At 70.2% G+C, this 13,560-nt stretch carries 18 protein-coding genes; 13 read left to right on the top strand and 5 right to left on the bottom strand.

What is annotated here, in order from left to right; all coding sequences use genetic code 11:
• Window positions 1–74: 74 nt before the first annotated feature.
• The 4 genes from QSK36_RS30850 (at window position 75) to QSK36_RS30835 (ending at window position 2,665) form a co-directional block, all read left to right on the top strand.
• The gene (locus tag QSK36_RS30850; RefSeq protein ID WP_285784800.1) at window positions 75–926 is read left to right on the top strand and encodes a helix-turn-helix transcriptional regulator; all 852 of its coding nucleotides are present in this window, start codon (window positions 75–77) and stop codon (window positions 924–926) included.
• A gap of 91 nt (window positions 927–1,017) precedes the next feature.
• The gene (locus tag QSK36_RS30845) at window positions 1,018–1,446 is read left to right on the top strand and encodes a hypothetical protein (RefSeq protein WP_285784799.1); all 429 of its coding nucleotides are present in this window, start codon (window positions 1,018–1,020) and stop codon (window positions 1,444–1,446) included.
• Window positions 1,440–1,676 (top strand): helix-turn-helix transcriptional regulator, encoded by a 237-nt coding sequence (locus QSK36_RS30840; protein ID WP_139579020.1) that lies wholly within the window; start codon window positions 1,440–1,442, stop codon window positions 1,674–1,676. The genes QSK36_RS30845 and QSK36_RS30840 overlap by 7 nt, the downstream gene beginning before the upstream one ends.
• Entirely contained in the window at window positions 1,673–2,665 is a 993-nt protein-coding gene (locus tag QSK36_RS30835) for an NAD(P)-dependent alcohol dehydrogenase (RefSeq protein ID WP_285784798.1), read from the top strand. The genes QSK36_RS30840 and QSK36_RS30835 overlap by 4 nt, the downstream gene beginning before the upstream one ends.
• Window positions 2,666–2,671: 6 nt before the next feature.
• Here QSK36_RS30835 and QSK36_RS30830 read toward each other — a convergent pair whose 3' ends face one another.
• Window positions 2,672–3,073, bottom strand: coding sequence for a nuclear transport factor 2 family protein (locus QSK36_RS30830; protein ID WP_285784797.1), 402 nt, complete (start codon window positions 3,071–3,073; stop codon window positions 2,672–2,674).
• Between the two features lie 96 nt (window positions 3,074–3,169).
• Here QSK36_RS30830 and QSK36_RS30825 point away from each other — a divergent pair, with 96 nt between their 5' ends.
• The gene (locus tag QSK36_RS30825; protein ID WP_285784796.1) at window positions 3,170–3,754 is read left to right on the top strand and encodes a TetR/AcrR family transcriptional regulator; all 585 of its coding nucleotides are present in this window, start codon (window positions 3,170–3,172) and stop codon (window positions 3,752–3,754) included.
• Between the two features lie 45 nt (window positions 3,755–3,799).
• Here QSK36_RS30825 and QSK36_RS30820 read toward each other — a convergent pair whose 3' ends face one another.
• Window positions 3,800–4,405, bottom strand: a complete 606-nt coding sequence (locus QSK36_RS30820) for a hypothetical protein (protein ID WP_183544781.1) — start codon at window positions 4,403–4,405, stop codon at window positions 3,800–3,802.
• A gap of 126 nt (window positions 4,406–4,531) precedes the next feature.
• Here QSK36_RS30820 and QSK36_RS30815 point away from each other — a divergent pair, with 126 nt between their 5' ends.
• The 3 genes from QSK36_RS30815 to QSK36_RS30805 are packed head-to-tail and all read left to right on the top strand — an operon-like array spanning window position 4,532 to window position 6,365.
• Window positions 4,532–5,458 (top strand): SPFH domain-containing protein, encoded by a 927-nt coding sequence (locus QSK36_RS30815; RefSeq protein WP_183544779.1) that lies wholly within the window; start codon window positions 4,532–4,534, stop codon window positions 5,456–5,458.
• Window positions 5,459–5,480: 22 nt separating this feature from the next.
• On the top strand, window positions 5,481–5,723 hold the full coding sequence (locus QSK36_RS30810; RefSeq protein ID WP_139579025.1) for a type II toxin-antitoxin system antitoxin: 243 nt from the start codon (window positions 5,481–5,483) through the stop codon (window positions 5,721–5,723).
• Window positions 5,724–5,738: 15 nt separating this feature from the next.
• The gene (locus tag QSK36_RS30805) at window positions 5,739–6,365 is read left to right on the top strand and encodes a GOLPH3/VPS74 family protein (protein ID WP_183544777.1); all 627 of its coding nucleotides are present in this window, start codon (window positions 5,739–5,741) and stop codon (window positions 6,363–6,365) included.
• 50 nt (window positions 6,366–6,415) lie between these two features.
• Here the strand turns inward: QSK36_RS30805 and QSK36_RS30800 are convergent, their stop codons facing one another.
• A complete protein-coding gene (locus QSK36_RS30800; RefSeq protein ID WP_285784795.1) occupies window positions 6,416–7,081 on the bottom strand; it encodes an HNH endonuclease family protein in 666 nt (221 codons plus the stop codon).
• A gap of 125 nt (window positions 7,082–7,206) precedes the next feature.
• On the opposite strand from QSK36_RS30800, the gene QSK36_RS30795 reads away from it, so the two are divergent.
• Complete coding sequence (locus QSK36_RS30795; RefSeq protein WP_285784794.1) at window positions 7,207–8,196, top strand: pirin family protein; 990 nt, start codon at window positions 7,207–7,209, stop codon at window positions 8,194–8,196.
• Between the two features lie 83 nt (window positions 8,197–8,279).
• Here QSK36_RS30795 and QSK36_RS30790 read toward each other — a convergent pair whose 3' ends face one another.
• Complete coding sequence (locus QSK36_RS30790; protein ID WP_285784793.1) at window positions 8,280–8,861, bottom strand: TetR/AcrR family transcriptional regulator; 582 nt, start codon at window positions 8,859–8,861, stop codon at window positions 8,280–8,282.
• A gap of 83 nt (window positions 8,862–8,944) precedes the next feature.
• Between QSK36_RS30790 and QSK36_RS30785 the strand changes: the two genes are divergently transcribed.
• From QSK36_RS30785 to QSK36_RS30775, 3 genes are all read left to right on the top strand, one after another.
• A complete protein-coding gene (locus tag QSK36_RS30785) occupies window positions 8,945–10,153 on the top strand; it encodes an FAD-dependent monooxygenase (RefSeq protein ID WP_285784792.1) in 1,209 nt (402 codons plus the stop codon).
• Window positions 10,154–10,267: 114 nt separating this feature from the next.
• Entirely contained in the window at window positions 10,268–11,182 is a 915-nt protein-coding gene (locus QSK36_RS30780) for a WD40 repeat domain-containing protein (protein WP_285784791.1), read from the top strand.
• Window positions 11,183–11,262: 80 nt separating this feature from the next.
• Complete coding sequence (locus QSK36_RS30775; RefSeq protein ID WP_285784790.1) at window positions 11,263–12,354, top strand: hypothetical protein; 1,092 nt, start codon at window positions 11,263–11,265, stop codon at window positions 12,352–12,354.
• 41 nt (window positions 12,355–12,395) lie between these two features.
• Here QSK36_RS30775 and QSK36_RS30770 read toward each other — a convergent pair whose 3' ends face one another.
• Window positions 12,396–12,938, bottom strand: a complete 543-nt coding sequence (locus tag QSK36_RS30770) for an isochorismatase family protein (protein WP_285784789.1) — start codon at window positions 12,936–12,938, stop codon at window positions 12,396–12,398.
• A gap of 58 nt (window positions 12,939–12,996) precedes the next feature.
• Between QSK36_RS30770 and QSK36_RS30765 the strand changes: the two genes are divergently transcribed.
• The gene (locus tag QSK36_RS30765; protein WP_285784788.1) at window positions 12,997–13,437 is read left to right on the top strand and encodes a MarR family winged helix-turn-helix transcriptional regulator; all 441 of its coding nucleotides are present in this window, start codon (window positions 12,997–12,999) and stop codon (window positions 13,435–13,437) included.
• Window positions 13,438–13,560 lie beyond the last annotated feature (123 nt).

Here is a 13,560-nt window from a genome sequence, read left to right as displayed (position 1 = left end):
TCCCGCACAACCAGGGACCAGGAGTCCATGGCTATCCGGTCTGTGCAGCCGATTTCCGACGTACGGTCACAGGCATGGACAAGCTTGGCCTGGCGAAGTTCCTGCGCGGCAAGCGTGAGCAGGTCAGCCCCGCCGACGTCGGCCTGCCGGAGGGACGCCGCCGCCGCACCCCCGGGCTGCGGCGCGAGGAGGTCGCCCAGCTCGCGTACATCTCGGTGGACCACTACACGCGGCTGGAGCAGGCGCGGGGCCGGCACCCGTCACGGCGCGTGCTCGACGGGATCGCCCGCGCCCTGCGCCTGTCGGACCAGGAACGGGCCCACCTGTTCCACCTGGCCGGGGAGCGGGAGGAGAGCCGGTCCGCCGAACCCGTACGCGAGGTGCGGCCGAGCACGCTGAACCTGCTCAACCGGCTGACCGACGCCGCCGCGATCGTCGTGGACGACACCTGCCGCGTGCTGGCCTGGAACCCGCTGGCGGCCGCCCTGTTCGAGGACTTCTCCGCTCTGGCGGGCCAGGAGCGCAACGTCATCCGGCGTTACTTCCTGCACCCCGACCCCGAGCGGCGGCACTACGGCATGGGCAGCCCGGAGCGGTTCGTCGTCACGGCGGTCGGCTACCTGCGCGTCGCCGTCACCCGTTATCCCGACAGCCGTGAGCTGAGCGGCCTGATCGAGGAGCTGCTGGCCGGGAGCGAGGAGTTCGCCCGCCTCTGGAACTCCCAGCGGTTCCACATCGAGCGTCACCTGCGCCAGACCGTGCGGCACCCGCGCGTCGGGCCGATCGAGCTGGACTTCGATGTGCTGACCGTGCCCGACCAGGAGCAGCAGGTGGTCATCTTCACCGCCGAGCCCGGGTCCCCGGCCTACGAGTCCCTGCAGTTCCTCAAGGTCATCGGCGCCGAGCAGGTGTCCGCTGACGCCTGACGGGCGTCCGATGTAAAAGATTCTGTACACGAGGTCAAAGATTCGCTACCTTGGTGATGTCAAAGATTTTGTACATCACAAGGAGCCGATCGTGACTCACATCGAAAAGCGCGCCTGGATCAGGCTGGTCGTCGCCGTGCTCGCCTACGCCGCGTACGTCGTGGCCGTACTCAGACGGGCGGATGGAGGCCCGTTACCCGACGTGCCGTACACCGCCACCCTGCTGTGGACGGTCGGCGGGGCCATCGTCGCGTCGATCGTGGCCGAGATCGGGATGTCGATCGTCAACCCTCGGGCCTCGCGGGTCGTCGACGCCCGCGACAGGGAGATCGGGCGGCTCGGCGACCACACCGGTCAGGCGTTCGTCGTCATCGGCGCGCTCGCGGCGATGCTCATGGCCATGGCCGGATGGGACCGGTTCTGGATCGCGAACGTCGTCTACCTCTGCTTCGTGCTGTCGGCGGTCCTCGGCGGAATCACCAAGATCATTGTCTATCGCAAGAGCCTTCCGGAGTGGTGAAGCCCACACGCGTGACGAACCGCATCCGCGCGCTGCGGTTCGCCCACGACGAGATGACCCAGGCCGAACTCGCCGAGCGCATCGGCGTGACCAGGCAGACCCTCATCGCCATCGAACAGGGGCGATACTCGCCGTCTCTTGAGATGGCATTCCGGATCGCCCAGGTGTTCGGCGTTCCGCTCGACGACGTGTTCCAGTACCCCCCCGACCTCCCGGAAGGAACGCCATGAAAGCCATCGTCCAGGACGCGTACGGCCCGGCCGACGTGCTCCGCCTCCGCGACGTCGACCGCCCCGCGATCGGCGACGAGGAGGTGCTCGTCGAGGTCCGCGCCGCCGCCGTGGACCCGGGTGTGTGGGTCCTCATGACCGGCAGGCCCTACCTCATGCGCCTCGCGGGCTTCGGGATGCGCCGGCCCAAGGTCGCGGTCCGGGGCCGTGACGTGGCGGGGGTGGTGGCGGCCGTCGGCGCCCGCGTCACCCGATTCCAGCCGGGTCAGGAGGTGTACGGCACCTGCGAGAGCGGCTCGTACGCCGAGTACGCGAGCGCACGGCAGAGCAGGCTCGCACCGAAGCCGGCGGGCCTCACGTTCGAGCAGGCCGCCGCGGTGCCCGTCTCGGGTATGACGGCGCTGCAGGCCGTCCGCGACGTCGCCCGCGTCCGGCCGGGACAGCGGGTGCTGGTCATCGGCGCGGCGGGGGGCGTGGGGTCGTTCGCCGTGCAGATCGCCAAGGCGTACGGCGCGAGCGTCACCGGCGTGTGCTCGGCGGCGAAGGCCGGGCTCGTCCGGTCGCTCGGCGCCGACGACGTCATCGACTACGCCCGCGAGGAGATCGACCGCGACGGCGCACGCTACGACGTCGTCGTCGACACCGCGGGAAACCGGCCGCTGTCCCTGCTGCGGCGCGCCCTGACCCCGCGCGGGACGCTGGTGATCGTCGGCGGCGGGCACACGGCATACCGCTTCACCGGGGGCATGGGACGCACGTTCCGGGCGCCACTGCTGTCGATGTTCACCGGGTCGATATTCAGGGGTCAGCGGCTGCGCCCGGTGATGAGCAGGGAGCGGGCCGAGCACCTGGAGGAACTCACGCGGCTCGTCGAGTCGGGCGCCCTCGCCCCCGCGATCGACCGCGCCTACCCCCTGAGCGAAGCGCCCGACGCGATCCGCCGTCTCATGGAAGGACACCCCGCCGGCAAGGTCGTCGTCACCGTGTGACCACCCTCAGGGAGTCAGGGGGATCCGGCGGGCGCGGACCGTCCGGTGGCTGATCCGCCAGCCGTGATCGCCGCGCACCAGCGTGTCCTCGTAGGTCACACTGCCCGTGGTCCCGTCGGCGTTGACCCCGATGCCCTTCGACAGCGCTCGCGCCCGGCCGTCCGCCGCCTCGGTGACGACGATGTTGGTGACGTGATGGGCGACGGGGTTCGCCTCGCCCAGGGTGAGCGCGGCGTCGCGCAGCGCCGCAAGCCCGACGATCACCCCGCCGCCGAGATCGCTGACGTCGTAAACCACGCCGGACTCGAACACCTCGCGCAGGCCGTCGAAGTCGCCGCCGTCCGTGAGGTGGCCGTGCAGGTTGATCAGGTCCGCGATGGCCGTGCGGTCATCGGCAGTCAGGGTCATCGTCCTCCGCCGTTCCTCTAAGTGGGGAGTTCCCCGGTTCGAGCTGTTACCGTAAACGGGGAACTCCCCGGATAGCAAGAAGAGAAGGGAATGTGGATGACGCCGAGCAGTCCCGAGCCCGCACCGCCAAGCCGTACGCGCAGGGCGGACGCCTCACGCAACGCGGCGCTGCTGCTCGCCGCCGCGCGCGAGCTCGTCGCCGAGTCGGGACCCGAGGTCGCGCTGGACGAGGTGGCGCGGCGAGCCGGCGTCGGCAACGCGACCCTGTATCGGCACTTCCCCACCCGGGCCGACCTGCTCGTCGCCGTGTACGCGGACGAGGTGGCGGAGTTGTGCCGCCAGGGCGCCGGCCTGCCGGCCCGCCCGTCCCCGGCCGACGCGCTCTTCTCCTGGCTGGACGCGTTCGTCGTGCACGTCGCGACGAAGCGGCCACTCGCCCTCGCGGCCACGGAAGGTCCCACCGGTCGCCGTAGCGCGTTGTTCGACCAGTGGCACACGTCGATCCGCGCCACCGCGTCGGACCTGCTGGAACGCGCGCAGGACGCCGGTGCCGTACGGCCCGGACTCACCGTGACCGACCTGCTGGCCCTCGCCGGCGGCGCGGCACTCACCGCAACCGACGTGGCCCACGCCCGGCGGCTCACCGCGCTCCTGCGCGGCGGCCTGGAAACCGGCACCTGAGAGGGGTCGTGTGCCGGACGCCCCGATCCGGCACACGGCGTGCGGTCAACTCCAGGTCGCGCCCTTGAGCACTCCCGCCAGCCCCGGCGTGGCCCAGACATCGATGATCAAGATCTTGGACGAGGGCAGGAACCACTCCCGCGCGGTGAAGCTCTTCGTCCGGTGGGCGCCGTTGTTCGTCACGCACTCGTTGGGCCAGGCGGCGTACTTAGCCTTGTGGCCCCTGCCGATCTGGAACAGGCCTCTCGAACCGGCCTTGTCGCCGGGGTTCCAGCCGGTCGTGGAGTCGAACGGACAGGGCACCGGGGCGCTGAAGGGATACCACTGATACTTGCCCGTATAGGTGAAGGAGCCGCCCCCGACCGGCACGCCGGTGAACTTCTTGGGGCCCAGCACCCAGAACGACCGGCAGTTCGCGGCGAAGGCTTCCGGCCGCCTGCACGCGCCGGTCGTCACCACGACCTCGTCCCCCTTGCGGTGCACCTTCCAGCTCGCGGGGATCCTCAGGTTCATCCCTCGGAAGGTGAAGGTCGTGGTGCCCGAAGCCGACGAGCGAGCGAGAGTGGTCAGGGCCTCCGCGGAGGCCGCGGCGGGAGCGGCGAGGACGGCCAGCCCCGCGAGCGCGGCCACGGCGACAGATCGTTTCGTCATGGCGCGAAGCTAGCGATCTCCACTTGAGAACGACTGAGGGTTCGGTTGCGTCCCGGGCGACCAGGTCGGGTCTGGCAAAAAGTGATATCACTTTGCTAGTGTCGTGCTAGACACCGAGGAGAAGACATGACAGACCTGCAGATCGCCGTCGACATGCCGGCCCCCCAAACCCACGAGCGGACGGCGCGAGCGGCCTCGGGGTGGCCGATGCTGGTCCTGGCCCTGATCGGCCTGCTGAGCCCCACCGCGCTGATCCCGGTCGGAGCCGGCCTCGCGGCCGACGGCAGCGGCGGGCCGGGAGCCGCCCTGATCGCCGCCGGGGTGCTGCTCTTCCTGGCGGCCCTCGTCGTCCTGACCGGGCTCACCGCGGTCGCTCCGGGTGAGGCGCGGGTGATCCAGCTGCTCGGCCGCTACGTGGGCACGGTCCGCACGCCCGGCCTCCGGTTCGTGGTGCCCTTCACGCAGAAGCGCCGGGTGTCGACCCGGATCCGCAACCACGAGACCGACGTCACCAAGGTCAACGACGCCGACGGCAACCCGATCGAGATGGCCGCCGTGGTGGTGTGGCAGGTCGAGGACACGGCGAAGGCCGTCTTCGAAGTCGACGACTTCGTGGAGTTCGTCGCCTTCCAGACCGAGACCGCGGTGCGTCACATCGCCGGCAGCTACCCGTACGACGGGCACGACGACACGCTGTCCCTGCGTCAGAACGCGGACGAGATCACCGGTCGCCTGTCGGCCGAGATCCAGGCCCGGGTGGCGTCGGCGGGAGTCAAGGTCATCGAGTCGCGCATCACCCGCCTCGCGTACGCTCCCGAGATCGCACAGGCGATGCTGCGCCGCCAGCAGGCCGGCGCTGTGGTCGCGGCCCGCCAGCGGATCGTGGAGGGCGCCGTCGGCATGGTCGAGGCCGCACTGGCCCGCCTGGACGAGCACGACGTGATCGAACTCGACGAGGAGCGCAAGGCCACCATGGTCAGCAACCTGCTCGTCGTCCTGTGCGGCGACCGCGACGTGCAGCCCGTGGTGAACACCGGCTCCCTGTACCGCTGAACCGTAGGCGACCGAGCAGATTGTGGCGACCGAAAGAAAGAGCATCCTGCTGCGGCTGGACCCCGCGGTGCACGACGCACTGGCCCGCTGGGCCGGCGACGAACTGCGCAGCACCAACGCTCAGATCGAGTTCCTGCTGCGCCGGGCGCTGTCGGAGGCGGGACGGCTCCCGGGCGACGCCGGCCGCATCCCCCGGCGCGGGCGGCCCGCCAAGAAGGAGACCCCGCCTCCGGAGGCTCCCGCCGCCGATCCACCCGTCGAATGAAAGGAGGGCAGTCGCGTGGACGTCCCCGGCTCCCTGACGGCTCAGCTCTACCTGCTGGCCTACGACCCCCGCAAGGAGCGGGTGGTGACGAACTACCGCTTCCCCTACCTGCTGCGCGCGGCCGCGCTCACCGACCTGCTGCTGACCGGCCGGATCACCGACGACGGCGGCAAGGTGCGCGTGGTGTCGGAGGATCGGCTCGCCGACCCGGTCCTCGACGGACTGCTGCACCAGATCGCCCAGTCAGGGCCCCGGCCATGGCGGCACTGGATCAGCAAGGACGGCCGCGCGACGGTCCGGGCGGTCCGCGACGAACTCGAGACGGGACGCTGGGTCAGGGTCGAGCTGCGCCAGCCGTTCCTCGTCTTCAACAGGAGCCACGTCCGCGTACGCGACACGCGTGTGGTGAAACGACTCACGGCGCGCGTCGCCACCGCTCTCACCGGTCCGGTCTCCCGGGTCGAGGACCGGGAGGCCGCCCTTGTCGGCCTGGCCGCCGCGGGAGAGCTCGGGACGATCCTCCCGCGAGCCAGACGACGGGCGCACAAGCAGCGCATCGCCCTGCTGTCCGAACGCGGCGGCCCGGCGGCCCCGGCCCTCCGCAAGGTCATCCAGCAGGCCCGCGCCGCGAGCAGCGGCTGACCTCGGGACGAACTCGTACGGCCTTCAGCCGCCGGCACCGCCAGGTCCGTTCACCTGCCGCAGGTGCGGAGCATGTTGAGCAGGGCGACCTTCTCCGCACGGGTCACCAGGAGCCGGTAGTGGTGCTTCACGGTGATCCATGAGGTCGCGTAGCGGCACCAGAAGGCGCGGCGCGGCGGACGCCAGCTCTGCGGTCCCTGGCCTCCTTTGGCCATGTTGACGGAGTGGCTCACCACGACCAACTCGGGACGGCTGAGGTCGTTGGCGAACGCGCGCCGCTTCGCCTGGCTCCATCTCTTGGCGCCGGAACGCCAGGCGTACGCCAGGGGAACGACGTGGTCGACGTCGACCTGCTTCACGCTCTTCAGCATCTTGCCGTCGTACGGGCTGTGCCACACACCCTTCACGGCCTGGCACGCCCCGTTCCTCCGTACGCCCCGGCCCTGGCGCACGAGAACCACCTCCCGCGCGTCGCACTCCCCCTTGTGGTGCGCCCAGCGCGGCTGGAACCGCCGATGGCTGTAGCCGCGAAGCGACAACGGCTTGGCCACCTTCAGCTGCGCCAGCATGCGGCGGGCCGTCGCCCCGGCATCGGCCTGTCCACGGGCGTCGGCCGCGGCCTGCGGGGCGATCGCGACGGCGGTGATCGGGAGGACCACAAGGGACAGTACGGCGGCTTGAAGGGTGCGATTCGTGGAGATCATGGTTCCAGCCATACCACTCCCTCCCCACCGGCCGTGACGATATGCGACGGACGCACGACGATCCGCAGGCGGGAATGTCCGGCGATCTCGGGTGGTTCAAGGCGACGGAAGTTGAAATTTCAATTAGGAGGGCGGCCATGCCCGCTGTCACCGCCGACACCCTGACGCTGCCCCGCGTCGCCGCACCGGATCCCGCCGTCGCGGCACCACGCCCCGTTCGCTCGGTGACGACCGCGCCCAGCGGCTTCGAGGGTGAGGGCTTCCCCGTACGGCGCGCGTTCGCCGGAGTGCCGCAGTCGATGCTGGACCCGTTCATCCACATGGACCAGATGGGCGAGGTCGAGTACGCCCCCGGCGAGCCGAAGGGCACGCCGTGGCACCCGCACCGCGGCTTCGAGACCGTCACCTACATCGTCGACGGCGTCTTCGAGCACCAGGACTCCAACGGAGGCGGCGGCACCATCACCAACGGGGACACCCAGTGGATGACCGCCGGGGCCGGCCTGCTGCACATCGAGAAGCCGCCGGAGCACCTGGTGGTCTCGGGCGGGCTCTTCCACGGCATCCAGCTGTGGGTGAACCTTCCTCGCGCGCACAAGTTCCACCTGCCCCGCTACCAGGACATCCGGGGGCGGGAGGCGGCGCTGCTCGCCTCCGCCGACGGCGGCGCGCTGCTCCGAGTGATCGCCGGGGAGCTGGACGGGTACGCCGGCCCGGGCGTCACGTTCACCCCGATCACGATGGTGCACGCGACCGTCAGCCCCGGTGCCCGGCTCGACCTGCCGTGGAACCCGGAGTTCAACGCCCTCGCCTACGTCCTGGCCGGGCAGGGCTCCGTGGGCGCCGAACGGCGGCCGGTCCGCAAGGGGCAGCTCGCCGTCTTCGGCCCGGGTGGGTCGCTGACCCTCGCGGCGGACACCGCCCAGCCCCAGGCCGAGCCCAATCTGGAGGTGCTGCTGCTCGGCGGGCAGCCGATCCGCGAGCCGGTCGTGCACTACGGGCCGTTCGTGATGAACACCCGTGCCGAGATCGTCCAGGCGCTGGAGGACTACCAGGCGGGCCGTCTGGGCGTCATCCCCGCCGAGCGGGTTCCGCACGCCGACGGACCCCTGACCGCGACGGACTGACACGCCCGCGGAAAGGCCGGCCGGGGAGCGCGCCCACCCGCCGCCCGGCCGGCCTCAAGCGGCAGAGCCACGATTTCCGCAGGTCACTCCGTCCCGAGCCTCGCGCTGATCGTGCGCAGGGCTTCGAGGAGGTCACGGGCCGAGGGAGCCTGCTCCGGATCGACGAGCCACTGGGCCGCCATCCCGCCGAGCAGTGCCTGATAGAACGCGCCGACAGCCATCGCCTTGCGTTCGTCCGCGGCCGGATCCAGGTGTTCGAAGATCGCCGCCAGGCCCAGCTTCGCCTGCCGGTTGGCGGTCGCGAACGCCTCGCGCAGCTCGGGGAGCCGGTCCATCTGGGCGATGAGCTCGAACTGGATGGCCCACAGCGGTCTCAGCCTGACGAAGGACTCGATGATCCGCGTCCAGGTCGCCTCGAATCGCTGCGCGGGTGCGCCGTCGAGTGACGCGTCGGCGGCGAGAGTCTGCTCGATCTCCTTTCCCCATTCCTCCATCGCCTCGATGAGGGCCGCGTCGAGCAGGGCCTTCGTCGATCTGAAGTGATAGCCGATGGCGGCGAGGCTCGTGCCGGCGGCCGCCGCGATGTCACGCGCGGTGGTGCCGGAGTATCCCTTCTCCATCAGGCACCGCTTGGCGCCCGCGAGCAGATCTTCCCGGTTTCCCATGGCCAGAGCCTAGCCCATGCCAGCACAAATGTCTTGGACATTCGTGCTAGACAGATGATTGAGACACTTGTACAGTTCACGGCATGGCGAACATCTTGATCTCCGGCGGAAGCGTCGCCGGCCTGACGCTGGCTTTCTGGCTCCGCGAGCACGGCTTCGCGGTGACGGTCGTCGAACGCGCGCCCTCGCTGCGGGACGGCGGCTACAAGATCGACATTCGGGGAGCGGCACTCGACGTCGCCGCTCGCATGGGCCTGCTGGACGAGGTGCGGCGGCACAGCACGGACATGCAGGTCGCACGCTTCGTCGACGCGCGCGGCCGGCAGATCGGCACGATGAGCGCGCAGCTGTTCGGCGGCCGCGAGGGCGACGACGTCGAGATCATGCGCGGTGACCTCACCCGGCTCCTGCACGCGGCGATCGGAGACGGCGTCGAATACGTCTTCGACGATTCCATCACCGCCCTGCGGGAGACCCCCGAAGGTGTGCAGGTCACCTTCGCGAACGGCACTCCGCGTACGTTCGACCTGGTAGTGGGCGCCGACGGCCTGCACTCCAATGTGCGCGCGCTGGCCTTCGGCGAGGAGTCCCGGTTCGTCCACGACCTCGGGCACCACATCTCGATCTTCACGGTGCCGAACCATCTCCGCCTGGACCGTACGGAGATGATGTATCCGGCACCGGGCAGAAGCACCGGAATGTACAGCACCGGGCGCGGCGACGACGCCAAGGCGATGTTCCTCTTCTCCTCGCCGCCCCTGGAGTACGACCGGCGGGACGCCGCCCAGCAGAAGAAGCTGCTCGCCGACCTCTTCTCCGGCCAGGGCTGGGAGGTTCCGCGCCTCCTCGACGCCATGGAGGACGCGCCGGACTTCTACCTGGACTCGATCAGCCAGGTGCGCATGGACCGCTGGTCGTCGGGCCGGGTGGCACTCGTGGGCGACGCCGCCTACGCGGCCTCACCCGCGTCCGGCCAGGGCACCAGCCTGGCCCTGGTCGGCGCCTACGTTCTCGCGGGCTGCCTCGCCGAGGCGGCGGGAGACCACGCCGCGGGGTTCGCCGCCTACGAGCGCGAGATGCGGCACTTCGTGGAGGAGAACCAGAAGCTCGCCGCGAACAACCTCAAGGGCATGGTGCTGAAGTCCACGGCGCAGATCCGGTTCCAGATGTGGATGTTGCGGCTGATGCCGCATCTGCCGGGGAAGAACCGCATGATCGAGCGGGTCACCGAGCCCATCCGCAAGGCCGCGACCGCGATCACGATCAGGGATTACCGAACGCCGGCTTCGTAGCCGTACACATCGTCATCCGCACCATCTGTCGCGCACAGCATGGGCGCCTCGTCGAAGACCTACCAGTGTTTCGGATCCGGCAACATTTCGGGGTTCTCCGGCATCTCATCCACCATGAGATTGCGCACGGTTCTCGCGACACTTCTCCTGACCGCCGTTCCACTGATCGGACGACCCGCGGCCGCCGCCACCCCGGTCACGATCGCGTACGCCCAGCGGACGCAGACCTGGGAACTGGTGCTGACCAACGGAGACGTGGTCAAGGTGCCGGAAGCGCTCGCCGTGGCGCCTCGCGACGCGGTCAACGCCGGGGCGCGGGCGGCGTTCCTCATCAGCGGGGACGGCCGGCACTTCTTCTACTTCCGCAAGTCCGACGGGCGGTTCACCGAGCGGACTCTGCACGGCAAGGAAAGAGCGATCCGGAGCATCACGGTGGACACGACCGGCGAGGAGTGGCCGTCGGTGTCGGACGACGGCAGTTTCGTGGTCACCGGGACCTCGGCGCCGGGGCTGGGGGTCCTGGTGGACCTGCGGAAAGGCAAGACGTTGCCGCTGCCCGGGGGGACGGATCAGTGGGGCTTCGCGGGCTTCAGCCCCGACAGCGAGCGGCTGCTGATGCAAGGGGCGCTGGAGGATCGGGTGACGGTGTTCGACCGAGGGCTGCGCACCCGGCTGCGGTCGAAGACGCGGCTGTCGCCGATCGCCCTGGCGAACGACTACGTGACGGCGGCGGCGCCTGTCGGTTCGTGGCCCGAGTCTCGCAAGCTGCGCCTGCTCAACCTGCGTACCGGCAAGGCGAGCGGCACCGTGACCGTGCGGTTGCCCCGGGGACAGCACGTCGACGACCTCGACTTCGACAAGGCGGGACACCTGGTCGTCCGGTCGAAGACCAAGACGGGGGTGGCGGTCTACCGGGTCTCGAAGACGACCGGCAAGGCGACGCCGCTACGAACGATGGTCAGGCCCGACGCGAAGGTCTGGGTGCTCCCCGGGGACGACGAATACGAGCCGTGGACGGAGAAGAAGTGAGTCCGGCCCTCGCCGCCGGCGACGTGTGAACGGCTCCCCTCCATCAGACGTCGTACTGGTGAGCGGAAGGGGGAGGCATCGTGCGTACCGTATTCGTCTCGGCCATGACGGCGTTCGGGCTGGCGTGCCTGCCGGCCATGGCGGCCTCAGGCGTGACCCACCAGGGCCGCCAGGCCGGGGAGAGCGCGCCGGCGTGGCGGCTGACCAGGGTGAACACACTGCCCGGGGACGACGTCCTCAACGATGTGACGGTCCTCGGCAACGGGTCGGTGTGGGCGGCCGGTCACCGGGTCGTGAACGGCAGGCAGCGGGGCCTGGTCCAGTGGTTCGACGGCGGGTCGTGGAAGGTGATCCCCGGCAGCCCGCCGTACGAGCTGAAGGCCGTGACCGCCACCTCGAACAGGGACGTATGGGTCTTCGGCCCGGGGAAGGCCGCCCGGTGGAACGGCCGCGCGTGGACCACCGCCTCACTCGGCAGCGGCTTCTCCACGACGGACGCCGACGGAACGGGCGCGAAGGACGTCTGGGCGGTCGCCGACTCCTCGGCCTCGGCCAGGCACTGGAACGGGTCCTCATGGAAGAGCGTCCGGCTGCCGGCCCGCGCCGCCGCCGTCGACGCGTACAAGGCCGGCGACGTCTGGGCGGCGGGGACCAAGGGCGACCGTCCCGCGATCATGCGGTGGAACGGAAGGTCCTGGGCGCTGGTGCCCACGCCCGCGGTCGAGCTGCCCGCTCCCGACGCCGCCGCGGTCCTCAACGACATCGCCGTCGTGGGCCCCGGCAACGTGTGGGCCGTCGGCGGCGTCAGCTGGGAAGGCGCCGACGACGAGGGTGACGACGTGACCTACAGCCGCACCCTGGTCATGCGCTGGAACGGCAGCTCATGGACCACCTCGATCGGCGCCGCCAACGCCCAGCCGTACACGGAGGTGGAGCCCGACGGCACGGGCGGCGTGTGGGTCGTGCAGAGCAACTGGAACTCCACTCTGTGGCACGTCACGGGTTCGGCGTGGCGGAGCACCCCGGTCCCTCGGAAGGCCGGCACCGACGCCGTCCTGTTCTCGATCGCGCGCAGGCCCGGGACGACGACGGTGTGGGGCGCGGGATTCACCGTGCCGCAGGGCGACCCCGACGACCCCTCGGCCAACGGCACGTTCTGGCGTACGCGGTAACCGCCTGACGTCGCCCCGCCGTGAACCGGTGATGCGGCGGGTCACACCAACTGGTGCAGGGCGGCGATGACCCGCCGGCCGGTGGGCGTGGTGAAGTCGCGCACCATGTCGGCGGCGAAACCCGCCACGGAGGTCACCACGCCGCCCGCGGCCTCGATCTGCCGCAGGGCGGCGTCTTCGGTGCGGGCGGTGATGCCTCCGCAGGCGTCTACCAGGACCTGCACGTCGAGGCCATGCGTGAGCGCGTCGAGGGCGGTGCGCAGCACCACGATCTCGGTGGTCACCCCGCAGATCACCAGGGTGGGGCGGCCCGCGGACACGACGGCCTCACGCCAGGCGGCGTCATCCCAGCAGGACGGTCCGGTGCGCACGTACGGCTCACTGTCCGGCACCTCCTCGATCATCACGGGGCCGCCCGGGCGAGGCGCGGCCGACACGGTGAACGGGATGTCGAGGGCTGCGACGAGCCCGTTCAGGACCTTGACCGCGCGGCGGATGGAAGAGGCCGGGTTGGTGGCACCGGCGTCGACGATGCCGTCCTGGAGGTCGGCGAACACCACGTGGACGGAGGCGGGGTCCAACATCGTTCTGACTCCTAATCATTCAGGGCTTGAATTGTATGAGGACGGTAGCATTGGAGGCATGAACGGTGTCAAGCTGACCTCCACGCTGGCCTTCCGGCTCGGCACGCTGGGGGCCGTGATAACCGAGCGGTTCTCGGCACGCCTGGCCGCCCACGGACTCAAGCCCAAGCACGTGGGCCTGCTGGCACTGCTGGAGTCCGGAACGGCGACCTCTCAGCTCGACATCGCCAAGCTCATGAACGTGGCGCCCAGCCTGGTGGTGTCGCTCGCCGACCGCCTGGAGGAGCTCGGCGCCGTACGGCGGGAACGTGACCCCATGGACCGGCGCAGGCAGACGCTCGCGCTCACTGAAGAGGGCCGGGATTTGCTGGCCACGTGCACCGCGGCGGCGGCCGAACTCGACGCGGAACTGACCGACGGCCTCAGCCCCGAGGAGACGGAGACACTGCGGAGCGCTCTGGGCACGCTGGCCCGCCGCAACGGCCTGCCCGCCGACTAGATGATTGATTCCAAGCCCTCCGGCTGGGTCAGTGGTCGTATGCGATCAGCGACCGTTTGACCGGCTGACCGGTCCTGTCGTTGTGCCAGATCACGCAGGTCAGGGCCAGGATCCGGATGACCA

The organism is Microbispora sp. NBRC 16548, assembly GCF_030268985.1.
In the GTDB taxonomy this organism is placed as follows: domain Bacteria; phylum Actinomycetota; class Actinomycetes; order Streptosporangiales; family Streptosporangiaceae; genus Microbispora; species Microbispora catharanthi.
This window is presented reverse-complemented; position numbering and strand designations above follow the sequence as displayed.

What these genes read in the sequence shown, in the direction of transcription:
- QSK36_RS30835 (WP_285784798.1), top strand. Translation starts at nt 1,673, where the DNA reads ATGAAAGCCATCGTCCAGGACGCGTACGGCCCGGCCGACGTGCTCCGC.
- QSK36_RS30850 (WP_285784800.1), top strand. Translation starts at nt 75, where the DNA reads ATGGACAAGCTTGGCCTGGCGAAGTTCCTGCGCGGCAAGCGTGAGCAG.
- QSK36_RS30790 (WP_285784793.1), bottom strand. Translation starts at nt 8,861, where the DNA reads ATGGGAAACCGGGAAGATCTGCTCGCGGGCGCCAAGCGGTGCCTGATG.
- QSK36_RS30825 (WP_285784796.1), top strand. Translation starts at nt 3,170, where the DNA reads ATGACGCCGAGCAGTCCCGAGCCCGCACCGCCAAGCCGTACGCGCAGG.
- QSK36_RS30770 (WP_285784789.1), bottom strand. Translation starts at nt 12,938, where the DNA reads ATGTTGGACCCCGCCTCCGTCCACGTGGTGTTCGCCGACCTCCAGGAC.
- QSK36_RS30765 (WP_285784788.1), top strand. Translation starts at nt 12,997, where the DNA reads ATGAACGGTGTCAAGCTGACCTCCACGCTGGCCTTCCGGCTCGGCACG.
- QSK36_RS30795 (WP_285784794.1), top strand. Translation starts at nt 7,207, where the DNA reads ATGCCCGCTGTCACCGCCGACACCCTGACGCTGCCCCGCGTCGCCGCA.
- QSK36_RS30780 (WP_285784791.1), top strand. Translation starts at nt 10,268, where the DNA reads ATGAGATTGCGCACGGTTCTCGCGACACTTCTCCTGACCGCCGTTCCA.
- QSK36_RS30830 (WP_285784797.1), bottom strand. Translation starts at nt 3,073, where the DNA reads ATGACCCTGACTGCCGATGACCGCACGGCCATCGCGGACCTGATCAAC.
- QSK36_RS30820 (WP_183544781.1), bottom strand. Translation starts at nt 4,405, where the DNA reads ATGACGAAACGATCTGTCGCCGTGGCCGCGCTCGCGGGGCTGGCCGTC.
- QSK36_RS30785 (WP_285784792.1), top strand. Translation starts at nt 8,945, where the DNA reads ATGGCGAACATCTTGATCTCCGGCGGAAGCGTCGCCGGCCTGACGCTG.
- QSK36_RS30815 (WP_183544779.1), top strand. Translation starts at nt 4,532, where the DNA reads ATGACAGACCTGCAGATCGCCGTCGACATGCCGGCCCCCCAAACCCAC.
- QSK36_RS30800 (WP_285784795.1), bottom strand. Translation starts at nt 7,081, where the DNA reads ATGGCTGGAACCATGATCTCCACGAATCGCACCCTTCAAGCCGCCGTA.